At 42.4% G+C, this 12,448-nt stretch carries 10 protein-coding genes; 3 read left to right on the forward strand and 7 right to left on the reverse strand.

Annotated elements, in window-relative coordinates; translation table 11 throughout:
• Positions 1-83: 83 nt before the first annotated feature.
• On the forward strand, positions 84-2,144 hold the full coding sequence (locus F0226_RS16185; protein ID WP_171736634.1) for an alpha-amylase family glycosyl hydrolase: 2,061 nt from the start codon (positions 84-86) through the stop codon (positions 2,142-2,144).
• A gap of 88 nt (positions 2,145-2,232) precedes the next feature.
• On the opposite strand, the gene F0226_RS16190 is transcribed toward F0226_RS16185, so the two are convergent.
• From F0226_RS16190 to F0226_RS16200, 3 genes are all read right to left on the reverse strand, one after another.
• Complete coding sequence (locus F0226_RS16190) at positions 2,233-2,742, reverse strand: RNA methyltransferase (protein ID WP_171736609.1); 510 nt, start codon at positions 2,740-2,742, stop codon at positions 2,233-2,235.
• Positions 2,743-2,940: 198 nt separating this feature from the next.
• Positions 2,941-3,822, reverse strand: coding sequence for a LysR family transcriptional regulator (locus tag F0226_RS16195; RefSeq protein WP_171736610.1), 882 nt, complete (start codon positions 3,820-3,822; stop codon positions 2,941-2,943).
• A gap of 123 nt (positions 3,823-3,945) precedes the next feature.
• Positions 3,946-4,857 carry a DMT family transporter gene (locus F0226_RS16200; RefSeq protein ID WP_171736611.1) on the reverse strand — a complete coding sequence of 304 codons (912 nt, stop codon included), beginning with the start codon at positions 4,855-4,857 and terminating at the stop codon, positions 3,946-3,948.
• A 278-nt stretch (positions 4,858-5,135) separates the two neighbouring features.
• Between F0226_RS16200 and F0226_RS16205 the strand changes: the two genes are divergently transcribed.
• Entirely contained in the window at positions 5,136-6,566 is a 1,431-nt protein-coding gene (locus F0226_RS16205) for a PLP-dependent aminotransferase family protein (protein WP_171736612.1), read from the forward strand.
• 153 nt (positions 6,567-6,719) lie between these two features.
• On the opposite strand, the gene F0226_RS16210 is transcribed toward F0226_RS16205, so the two are convergent.
• On the reverse strand, positions 6,720-8,357 hold the full coding sequence (locus F0226_RS16210) for a methyl-accepting chemotaxis protein (protein ID WP_171736613.1): 1,638 nt from the start codon (positions 8,355-8,357) through the stop codon (positions 6,720-6,722).
• 291 nt (positions 8,358-8,648) lie between these two features.
• On the opposite strand from F0226_RS16210, the gene F0226_RS16215 reads away from it, so the two are divergent.
• Positions 8,649-9,080 (forward strand): DUF3010 family protein, encoded by a 432-nt coding sequence (locus F0226_RS16215; protein ID WP_171736614.1) that lies wholly within the window; start codon positions 8,649-8,651, stop codon positions 9,078-9,080.
• 176 nt (positions 9,081-9,256) lie between these two features.
• Here F0226_RS16215 and yidZ read toward each other — a convergent pair whose 3' ends face one another.
• The 3 genes from yidZ to F0226_RS16230 all read right to left on the reverse strand — a co-directional run bounded on the left by yidZ (position 9,257) and on the right by F0226_RS16230 (position 12,437).
• Positions 9,257-10,210, reverse strand: a complete 954-nt coding sequence (gene yidZ, locus F0226_RS16220; protein ID WP_171736635.1) for an HTH-type transcriptional regulator YidZ — start codon at positions 10,208-10,210, stop codon at positions 9,257-9,259.
• Positions 10,185-11,441, reverse strand: coding sequence for an MFS transporter (locus F0226_RS16225; RefSeq protein WP_171736615.1), 1,257 nt, complete (start codon positions 11,439-11,441; stop codon positions 10,185-10,187). The genes yidZ and F0226_RS16225 overlap by 26 nt, the downstream gene beginning before the upstream one ends.
• A 183-nt stretch (positions 11,442-11,624) precedes the next feature.
• Entirely contained in the window at positions 11,625-12,437 is an 813-nt protein-coding gene (locus F0226_RS16230) for an arylamine N-acetyltransferase (RefSeq protein ID WP_171736616.1), read from the reverse strand.
• Positions 12,438-12,448 lie beyond the last annotated feature (11 nt).

Consider the following 12,448-nt stretch of genomic DNA (forward strand, 5'->3'; position numbering starts at 1 on the left):
TATCGTGACTAAGATCTCTCAGCCTATCCTCTACTCCCGAGCCCTAATTTCTATGGAGGATTGATAGAACATAGGGATGATGAATAATAAGATCGAATCACAATAATAAGGACCATAACGTGAAACTTTCTTTATCCAATACTGCTCTGGCAATTTCAGCGATCCTACTAGCGGGTTGTCAGTCTTCACCTGAATCTGTTCAAGCACCCACCGTTGCGGCGTACCAATGCCAAGCTGACAATAATACTGCTGTTAATGATCTTAGAATCTATCAAGTAATGGTAGAAAGTTTCGTGGATGGCGATAACTCGATTGGTCATGGTACGGGTTACGGCACCAGCCATCATAATGGTGACATTCAAGGCATTATTGATTCACTAGATTACATTGAATCATTAGGCATGAACGGCATTTGGCTGACTCCTATATTCAATTCAGAGCCAATTGCAGGGCAAGATCACTGGGCAGACCGATTAGATGCCACTGGGTACTTTGCTACTGATTTTTTCAATATCGACCCTAGATTTGGCACGTTAGAAGACGCGAAGAAATTAGTGGAAGAAGCGCATGCGCGTGGCTTGTATGTATTCTTTGATGGCGTATTTGGTCACCATAAGAAAAACGTGGTTCCTTCCCCAACAGGTAAGCTACCTCACGGCGAAGATAACCCAGTTTCTTACCCAGAGAGCTTAGCTTTCTATCAAGAAGTGGCGGAATATTGGATTAAAGAATTAAAAATTGATGGTTGGCGTTTAGACCAAGCTTACCAAGTTCCAAAAGATGCATGGACCCAGATTCGTGAAACCGTGGATACGGCTTCATCTCAAGTTGAATACGTTAATAACAAAGGTGAAACGGTTAACCCATTAGGCTACATGGTCGCGGAAATTTGGGCCGGTGAAAACCGCATTATAGAGACAGGCTACGGAAGCAATGAAGCACCTGCGTTGTGCTCTGCATTCGATTTCCCTATGCGCTATCGCCTAACAGAAACTTTTGCTGTAAATGAAGCAGGGGTTGGCGGAAAAGATGGAGAATGGTTAGCAGAAGGGATGTCTTTACATTCATTGTATCCAGACCATGCTAAACCCAACCTAATGATAGGTAACCATGACTTAGTGCGTTTTGGTGACTTAATGCAACGTGGCGAAATTGCGTCTCCACAAGATAAAGAATACTGGCAACGTTACAAAGCGGCTTTCTCTTTCCAAGCGGCTTATACCGGTCCGATCACAACCTATTACGGTGATGAAATTGGTGATCAGTTAGAAGGATTTGCAAGTAAGGTTTGGACTGATGACTGCGCGGTTGACGGCTTATGTGATGATCACGTTGCCCGTACCAGCGCAAAAATTGAAAACATTACGGCTCAGCTAAACGCTAATGAGCAAGATCTAAAACAATACGTTACTGATTTGATGGAGCTGAGAAAAACCCACCCAGCCTTATCCCAAGGCAAACGTACCAACCTTATTGCCAGTGACGTCGCGTATGTTGACCATAAAGCCTTTGAAGACAAAGCCATTGTTTACGCGGTGAATGTGACAGATCAAGCTCAAACCATCGCGCTATCGCAAGAAAAATCGGCTTCTTTAGATGACTTGAACGACCTTCAGTCTAACCAAGCGCTTGCTGCTAATAATGGGGAATATGCCATTGCCCTTGAACCTTTTGAAGCTCGATTCTTAGAAGTCACTAAACCGAGCGGCAAAGCGCCAATTGGAGTGGTTATCGCAACTGGTGGTGAAGTGGGAAGTGGGTTCATGGCTCAATGTGATAACCCAACCGTTGAAGGTACAGGTCCCATCACTAGTCAGCTTTATGTCGTAGGTAACTTCGCAGATTCTGGTTGGAAACATGTGTCAAAACGCGGATTAAAATATAAGGGCGATAACACCTATCAAGTTGTCACTACTGAAAAACCAGGTAGCTATCGCATGCAATATGCATCTAAATCGTGGTCTCCACAATTTACGGCAGATGGTCTAAACCTTAAGTTGGGGCAAATGAATCCACTAACCAAAGGTGGCTATGGTCAAGATACAGCAATTACGATCCGCAATGGTGGTAAGTATGTATGGAGCTTGCAGTTCGATGACTCAGGTAAACCATTACAAATTATGGCTTCAAAGTGTGCGGAATAATCACTGCTTAAATAAATAAGTAAGCAGAAAAAAGCCCCAGACGATACACTCGTTTGGGGCTTTTTAATGAATAAAATAAACAGCTCGATTACGACTTCACAAGCAAGTGATTACGATTATCACGGCTACTACGAATAAGCTCATCAGTCTCATCCATATCTTCTGATTTTGCCAAGCGGTCATAAAGCAACACATTCACCGTGGCAGCAAGGTTCATGCAACCCACAGTAGGAACGTAAACCACATGGTCAGCACGGTCTGCAACATCTTGAGTGATTGACCCATCTTCAGGACCAAATATATAAATGGCTTTCTCAGGATGCTTAAAACGAGGCAGAGGCACCGCGCCTTCCGCTAATTCTACGCATACGATCTGGGTATCGGCGTCTAAGTCATCAAGAAATGACTCAGCAAAAGTAAGAGGAATCGTTCGTGCCGCGCTCTTCGTATCAGTATGAAACTTAGCGGCTTTAGCATAACGCTGACCCGTGTATTTAACTTCATCAACTTGGTAGCAGCCAGCCGCGCGCATTACCGCACCCACGTTGGTTGGGCTTTTAGGGTTGGTTAGCCCTACGGTTACATGGCTTTTTTTCATCGTTCATCTCACTTCGCGAAGCTTCAGCACAAGAGCGTGCAGGAAAGCGCCGCATTCTAGCAAAGCCTCTACTCTCTCGCCAAGCCCAGTAAGCATGTTTCGTTGTATTTAAAAGAGAGAAGCAGAGCGTTTAAATATCGAATATAAACTAAGAATGATCACTAAATGTTCAGAAATAGCTAAAAGATTCAAAGGTAACTAAGAAGTTCGGAGAGATAACTGCTCTGATAGATAATCCACCAGCAGGCGAACTTTAGGGGATAAATTTCTATTTTGCGGATAAAGCGCCCAGATCCCTTCTTTGTCGTCTCGAAAATCAGAAAGAACCTCAACCAACTGACCAGATTCCAGCTCTTCACTCACATAATAATCCGGGAGTTGAACTAAACCGACGCTCTGCTTGGCAGCATCTAACAAAGCTAATCCGCTATTACATTTAATGCGACCATTCACTCGAACGCTTCGAGACTGCTTGTTTTCTTTAAAGCGCCAATGCTCGAAGCTTCCCAGTAAACACTGGTGATTGGCAAGCTCAGACAAAGTATGAGGCTCGCCATATCGCTCAATGTATTCAGGGCTAGCACAAATGAAAAGCTGCCTTTGAGAGAGTTTCTTAGCAATCAGGCTAGAGTCTTCCAAGCGACCTAAGCGAATCGCGACATCAACGCCAGAATCAATCAGATCCAGCTTTTGATTAGTCAACATCAATTCCAATTCAACCTGCGGATACAGCTTTAAGAATCGGTGTAAAATTGGGGCAAGTTCTCGTTCGCCATAAGTCACTGGCGCAGTCACTTTCAATAAACCTTTCGGCGTTGATTGCATTTGGGTGACAGCAAGCTCAGCAATTTCTAGACCTTCCACTAACTGTTTACATTGCTGAAAGTACAGTTGCCCCGCTTCTGTCAGGGATACTTTTCTCGTGGTTCGGTTTAAAAGCTTAACAGCCAAACGTTCCTCAAGGTTGGCGACACGCCTGCTTATTTGCGCAACCGATGTGGCAAGCTTTTGCGCAGCGCCAGTAAAGCTTTCACGTTCTGCCACTGCAACAAACTCACTGACCCCTTCCCAATTTGCCATCTGTACTGCCTATATGATTTTTAGAACCTGTCATACAGTGTATTTGAGTTATAAAAAGGAGTCACGCGCGCCGTTTTTCATTCTCCATTCTTTGCCTAAGTCTCAAGTCTCAAGTCTCGACGATTACTTAGCAAGAGACAGGTCAGACTCAGGGTCTTGATCTCTAATTGATATTTTAGGTGTTCGAGTGACCAAGTATACAGCCAGTGCTGCCAGCGCAAAGCCAACCCCACCTAGCGCATCAAAAGACTCACCAAACATTAGCCAAGCTTGTATGGCGGTAACCGGTGGTACAAGATAAAAAACAGAGGCAACTGAAGATGCAGCCCCGTGCTCAACCATATACAAAAGGAGCAATACAGCAAAACAAGACAACACCACCACTAGCCATAACAACGTCAATATAAATTCAATACTCCAGTCCACTTGCCCCGCTTCAAACTGCATCGCTACTGGTGCAAATAACATCCCTGCCGCAAGATATTGAACCATTGCCGATCCCACGATATCCGTCCCTTGGCAAAATCGTTTTTGGTAAAGCGTGCCAAACGTAATGCCAAATAACGCGAGCATACAGGTGCCAAAAGCGAATAAGCGATGATCTTCATTTTGCCACTCAATATCACCAATCAAGACCAAGCATATACCCAAGAACCCTAGCCCTAACCCTAGCCACTGAGAAAGCCTGAACTTCTGCTGTGAAAAGCCCACCATCACAAGCGCCGTGATGATTGGCTGTAAACCCACTAACAAAGAACTGAGCCCCGCAGGCATACCAGAACCAATCGCTAGATAGCTCCCTCCAAGATAGAAGCCATGTATAAGCACGCCCACGATAAAGGCGTGAATGAAGGCTTTCCCTTTAGGTATGCTTCGCTTCAATAGCCAGACTAGTGCAGCAAAAAGCATGACATTTCCTACCATACGAATCGATAGCAAAGTCGCTGGCTCTGCGTATTCCAGACCTAACCTTGCTCCAATAAATCCTGACGCCCAAAGCCAAACAAATACAAATGGAATCAATTTTAACAACATAATCAGGCCTCAGGTCGTTGATGGAATATGCAGCTACTTTAATTGGGTACAAGAAACTTAAAAGATACAGATTTAATCAATTTTTTGGGTACAGATTTGAGAATTAAATTGAGAGGCGCGGTAAAGTAATTCACACGATACGTTGCAAATAACTTCTGCAGTGTAATAAGCGTTTTGGTTTTAGCTATGGTTTTAGCTATGGTTTTAGATACGGTGATTGCAATGACAATGGTTATGGCATGTTAGGAAATGAGTAGACACGTAAAAATAGGAAAGGCATGAATTCGAAGAGTAAGTACCATCAAGTTGAAAATCATTTATTACTTTCTATAGAGAAAGGGGTTTTCATGCCTGAAGATAAGCTCCCATCGATCAGGCTTTTAAGTCAGCAGCTCAACGTAAGCAAAAACACCGTCATCCGAGCCTACCAAGAACTTGAAGCCGTTGGGATCATTTATTCGGTTGCTAAATCTGGGTATCGAGTGAAACCAAATTTGACTCAGCAACCAGCCATTCCTGTCGAACCGAGCAAGGTTGATTTACTGTCTCTCTCTAAGTCGGTACTCAGCTATCCTGAGGGAAAGCCTATTCTGCCAACTGGATCTGCCCATCCCAACACCAATTCGAATGCCATTAAAAGTTTATACGCTGAAGTCGGCAGGCATAGCCGAATGCAAAGCCAAATCCCAAGCCATTACCAACTGCCTCCAGGCAACGATTTACTGATTCAACAGCTACTGCGAATCAGTCAAAGTATGGGAATTAATGCCGCTAAAAGTGACTTGGCGATTACTCATGGAGCACAGCAAGGTATCAGCCTTGCGTTGCGAGCACTGACTCAGCCCGGAGACATAGTGGCGATTGAGTCTCCCTGCTATTTCGGAAGTTTATTATTGCTTGAATCGTTAGGCTTACAAGTATTAGAAATACCCAGTAATGACCATTACGGAATTGATGTAGAAGAGCTTAAAAAATCGATACAAAAGTGGCCTGTGAAAGCCATTATTGTCACGCCTAACTTCACGAACCCTTCAGGCGCAAGAATGCCTCTAGAGCATAGGAAAAAATTGCTCAGCTACAGTGAAGATATCCCTATTATTGAAGATGATGTGTTTGGTGGATTAAGCGCAGACAGCGGACTTCCCGCTTTAAAGGCGCTGGATAAAACAGGTAGAGTCATTTATGTCAGCTCCCTATCTAAAACCCTAGATTCAAGGCTCAGAATCGGCTGGATCATTTCAGAGCGCTATCAAAAGCAAATTGAGAAACATTTGATTTGTGAAAGTATGGGAAGCTTAAATTTAATGCAGTCAGCCGTCGGCGAGTTTTTGACTACAGGAAAGTATCGCAGCCATTTAACCAAAATGCGCCGCGTGTATCAGCACAACCAAAAGCGTTTTGCCCATTATTTGGTGCAATCATTAAACCAATTTTCGAACTTAGAAAACCGTTTTAATTTAACTCGCCCTCAAGGCTCGTATCTCGTTTGGTTAACTTTGCCTTTTGAGGTCGATAGCTCCGTTCTTTATCGTGAATGCCAAGAGCAAAAAATCATCATTCTTCCGGGTACCGTATTCGGCACAAAAGAGCAGTATAAAAATTGCGTTCGAATGAGCGTGGCAAACTTTGAAGATACAAAAGAGTGGCGCATCGGTATAGAAAAGTTCGCGAGCCTTGTCAGTCAACATGTCACAGATAAAAATCGCTAAACCAAAACCAAAACCAAAACCAAAACCAAAACCAAAACCAAAACCAAAAAAAGCTTAGTTTCAAAATTCAGATACACAATACTGGCATCCAAATTTCAAGAACTAAACTTTTAAGCTATCCGTTTTTAGCTTTTAGCTTTTAGCTTTTAAAAACTAGACTTCAAACTGAGATACGAGTGAATCCAGTGACTCACATTGCTCCGCTAATGCCATACATGCGTTTTCAGCACTGCTTGCCATTTCAACCATATGCATTGTGCTTTCCGTAATTCTCTGTACATTTTGGTTCACGTCTTCAGATACATTAGATTGCTGAGAAGCGGCAGTTGCAATTTGTGTGTTCATATCATTCATTAAGCCAATAGAGCTTCGAATCTCACTTAGAGAAGAAGCCGCAGTTTCCGCTTTCTCTATGGTTTTTTCACTGCTCTGCTTACTTTCATTCATCACACCGACGGCTTGCTTGGCTCCAGCTTCTAAGCGCTCAATCATAGACTCGATTTCACCCGTGCTTTCTTGCGTTTTGCTCGCTAAAGCTCGAACTTCATCAGCTACCACGGCAAAGCCTCGCCCTTGTTCCCCTGCACGTGCAGCTTCAATGGCAGCATTCAACGCCAGCAAGTTCGTTTGTTCAGCAATGCCTTTGATCACACCCAAAATGGAGGCAATATTCTTCACATCGCTATCCAATTCATGCACAACACTGCTTGCTCGGTCAATATCTGTCGCCAATTGCTCAATTGAAGTCACTGTTGACCCAAGAGTGTTATTGGCAGATTCCACTTCACTATTGGCACTATTACTAGCCGTTGCTGCATCATTAGCATTGTGACTTACCGTTTCACTGGTCACCTGCATTTCATGGACAGCCGCCGCAACCACTTCACTTTCTTGCTGTTGATTGGCAGAGAATTCCGCTACGCTTTGCGTTAATGATTTGATGTTTTCCATCTCAGCACGCACCGCATTAGAGGCAAAAATGACTTGCTCAACTGTGATATGAATCTTACTCACAAACTCATTAAACGCGCCGCTTAATCGGGCAATTTCATCAGTCCCATCCACCGTCATTCGTTGAGATAAATCCCCATCTCCGGAAGCAATTTCATTCATCGCTTTTTCAACATTTTGAATAGGTTTGATAATGAAACGATTGGACGACCACATCGCGAACACTGCCGCAAAGAACGCCACACCGATACCTATTTCTAACGTCAGCTTGCTAGATTGAATAGAATCATCCGCTTGTTGGCGCAAAGCAATCTGCTTCTCTTCAATCAGGCTACGAATTGAAATCAATTGCTCACGAATGGTAGTAAATTCTTTATCAATCGCTTGTGACTTCTCAGTATTGTACGCATGTACGTTTTGCGGGTTATTGAACATTGGCTCATGTAAAACGACCCAATTACGCATTGATTTTACAAGCCTTGTTAGCTCTCCACGCGAAGAAGAATTGAGAACATCAGCATCATACAATTGTTGGATGCTTTCAAATCTCGGAACAATTTTATAAGCATTGTCTTTGAATTCATGCTGTTGATAAGCAATCGCCGCATCATCTTGAGCCAGTAATAAACCTTGAGCCGCGGCAATCACTTGGTAAATATCACGATAGCCATCTTCGATATTTTCAAGTACGGGTTGCACCACATTATTCAGTTCGTGGTTTATTGCTGCCTGTTCATTAGACTTAACAACGTTAAGTACTGTCACCATAAAAAACAGAACAACAATAACGACCAGAGGGATCGCGATTTTACTCTTAATGGAAATATTGTTGATATTCATAAAGGCTCTACAACCACATAAGTTAGGGATAGGAAATTAGTTGCAATAATATACCGTACAAGGCGTATTTATAGCTAGGTATTTGAGATGTAACACTCAAATCAGAGACCGCAATATAAGCCTAGCAGTAAAAACCTTTGGGGGTACATTTCTCTCAACATTTCAATAGGTGTGCAATTTTCAATCAATTGATTTAATTATAGTCAGTATCAGTTAAGCTAATGCAGTAAAACTGGTGAACTCACTTAAATAGCCTCATAATGTACGGCTCAAAAATAAGTAGGTAAAAGCATGAAAATTTGTGGTGTTGAAATTAAAGGCAATGATGCAATCATCTGTCTCCTTTCGCTTTCTGACGGTGTATTTAACATTCCAGACTGCCGAGTTTCGAAGGTTTCTATTGGTGATGCAAACGACACACAGAAAATGAAAGACTTTCAATTTTCTTTTGCAAAACTTATGGAAGATTACCAAGTAGACAAGGTTGTTATTCGCCAACGTCAAACTAAAGGCAAATTTGCTGGCGGTGGTTTTGGTTTCAAACTTGAAGCAGCGATTCAACTGATTGACGGTCTTGATGTCACGGTAGTTGCTCCAACTAAAATTAAAGAAAATCTTAAACGTCATCCATTAATGATGAAGTTTAAAGAAACAGGTCTTAAGCAATACCAAGAAGCACCGTTCACAACGGCTTATGCTTGCTTGATGGACAAAAGTGCTTAATCGACCCATTTTACGATTTTAATGAGCCTTCATTAGAATCGTAAAATATCGAGCAGCAATAAAAAATGGCGGTTATTTAGTGCTCTTTTTAGTTGAGAACATTAAATAACCGCCATTTTTACATCTGAAGAATGCCTAAATTTAATGAACTTTTACATTGATACTATCCGCTAAAGCTAACATTGATATAAAGATTTAATGGTCTCTTTTAGCCAAATAATCACTGGGTTATAAGCGTTTCTTTTGTGCCATAGCAAAGTAAAAGGAATCAGTAATTTCTCTTTGTGTTCATCACTAAGAGGAATGGGCATACACACCAAATCTGGGTGCAATTGCTCGGTATATTTCAAACAATATTGGGGAGCAGTGGTCATCATATGATGGTTAGGTTGCGCGGTCATAAACAGTGACTGTTCAAAGCTCGCCATCGTCAATGCAATGTTTCTCTTCCGCTCAAGATCAATCAGCACTTCATCTAACGCCCACGTCTCACTTTTCTCCCACACAATGTTGATATGCGGGTAGCTTAAAAACGTGTCTAGATTCCATTCTTGCTGTAAAGCGGGGTGATTTTTTCGAAGATAAACGACGGGCATGTCATGAAATAGCACTTCAAAATCAATAAAGTAAGGCAGTGCATTCAGCGACTCTTTCGATCTTGGGTGTGTTTCTCTTCCTGAAAAACCAATATCTGATTCTCCACGCACTAAAGCATCAATCGAGTCATAATCCCAACTGCGCGTTTTAACTTTTGCATTGGGGTATCTTTGATAGGTTTCTTTCAGTAGATCATTCAACATAATCAAGAAAAGAGGCGACTCAACTTCCAAGTTCAAGGAAATGTCACTAGGCGTTTCATCCCCTCTTTTTGTCAAGATTTGGCTGCCGATTTGCAACCAATCTTGTAGATCATGCGCCATACTCATTGCCAAAGGGGTTGGAGTTAACCCTTGAGGCGTTTTGACAAATAGCGGGTCTTCAAACCAATCTCGCAATTTAGTGAGTGATTTACTGACCGTTGAGGGGGTGACATTCAGCTTCTTTGCCGTTTTAGAAACACTTTGCTCTTGCAGCAACAATTGCAAAGTGAACAGTAAATTCAAATCAAGACGTGCGAGTGATTTCTTCATAGTCATTTTGAGTGCGAGATGGACGTATCCATAGTATTAAAGCCAAGCTAATAACGCCACCACCAGCAAGAATAAACGCTAGCATTCCCAAAGCGCTCACTCCGATCACACCCATAAACCAGATATAGAATGCCGAAGTGCACACTTGTGCAACGCCCAAAATAGAACTCGCAAAACCTGCTCGCTTCGAATAAGGGCTCAATGCTTGACTCATTGTGACGCCAAAACCTAAAGAGAAACCAGCAGATACGAGCCCAAAACCGATGAAGGTGACGGCGTGACCAAGTTGGTAACTAAAGGATATAGTCACTAGACTTGCCGCACTTATCAGTAATAATTGAGCCGCCACCATTAGAGTGCGTTGCTTAAAAATAGACAGTGCAAATGGTGCAGAAAAAGACACCAGCATACTGACGAACGCCGTGCCAGCCATAACGGCGGAATAGCCAGCTCGATCTAAACCTACTTCGTTCATCAATAACATGGGAGAGACGTTCACGTAGGTCAAAATTGCGGTCACAGCCAAAGATGTCATGACCACGCGGCTAACAAAGAAAGAGGTTTTGAAGGATTCAACTTTCCAAGCATCATCGGCTGGCAGATCATAATTCACGTTATCTTTCGAACTGCTTTGGTGCGGCATCCCCTTAGCCAAAGAAATATTTGTTGAAGGACTCTTTTTTGATAAGGTCTCTTTTAAAACAAACAGAGATAGCGCCGTCACCACTACGCCCATTCCAGTCATAGTGACAAACAAGCTCTGCCATGGGTATTGCGTCATGATCAAATGACCAAGAACAGGCGCAAGAACGGGGACAATACAAGTAATACCATTTAACATCGACAAGACTTTCGCGCGTTTTTTATCGTCTAATACATCCCGCAGAATCGCAAAAGCCACAACATAACAAGAGCCAGCCCCAATTCCTTGCACAAATCGAGCAATCAAAAAAAACTCGACGTTCTCTGCATTTCCCCCAGTAAAAGAGGCGATAGAAAATATGACTGCGCCTACAATGGCTACTGGCTTTCTGCCAATCGTGTCTGCTAATTTCCCAGCAAACAACATAGTGGCAGCCATACCTGCGAGATAAATAGAAAAGGCGATATGAAGGTGAGCTTCAGAGGCGTGTAAGTCAGCCGCTATTTGCGGTAAACCCACGAGATATAAATCAATTGCGGTTGGATAAAGCAGCACTAACGAAAAGCTGCAAAAAAGAAAACGTAACATAAAACCTCAGAGGAAAAACCTAAACACAATAGGAAAGAATGAGCTGTGAGGATGTTACGTCTTCAATAAGATTGTGGCGATTGGCTTATACGACAACAGGTATGTCCGATTACGACATACCCGTTTTTGTTAGTCAGGTTAGAAACTTAAACATCAAAATTTAGACATTTAGACATCAAATAATTAGTCAGTTGCTAACGGCTTTAGATCTGAAAATGAAGCTTCAAGTTTAATACCAAATTGAGTCTTGAGTACTTCTAGGTAAGACTCATCTTCTTCTAACACTGTTTCTTCCGTGACGCCATTTACTACCTTTTTCAAGGTGTGATTAAAAAGAGTCACAATGCCATTTTCAATAGGAAACGCCGCAATGCGTGAAGTCACAAACAATGATTGAGGGTTATTAGACACATAAAAATTACCGTATGATTTATCTGCTTCGCAGACATAAGTCATATCAAGGCTGTATAAACTTTGCCAAATAAAACCATCATTATCGTCAGGCAGTTTCACTTGCAACATGTATCCAAATTGCTCAGTTTCAATAAAACGAAACGTTTGAATGTCGGTTGAAAGCTCTTTGTCAGTGACTAAAGGCAAAGGGGAGCGAGGCGTGTGAGAACCAAAGCCCGCATCCACAATCCACAACTGGTCTTCCAGATTAACTAAACTGACTTGATGGCTTCTTCCGGTTGGTTCACCAGCTAAATGTACTCTTCCCAATAATGCTCTCGTGTCAAAGCCAGTCGCTTTCAAAGCTTTCAAAAGAAGACCATTGAGTTCAAAACAATAACCACCACGCTCTTTATGAATCAGTTTATTGATGAGATCTTCATCACTCAGTGAAATACTTTGTCCTAAAGCTATATCAAAATTTTCGAATGGGATTTTTCTATGCTGAGCATGATGTAAAGCCTTCAACCCTTCCACGGTTAATGCCGGTTTTGAAGTCAGCCCTACTCTTGTTAGGTAGCTATCAAAGTCACTGTTATTCATTGTATCCCTCA

Source organism: Vibrio sp. 99-70-13A1, assembly GCF_013114625.1.
Classification (GTDB): Bacteria; Pseudomonadota; Gammaproteobacteria; order Enterobacterales; family Vibrionaceae; genus Vibrio.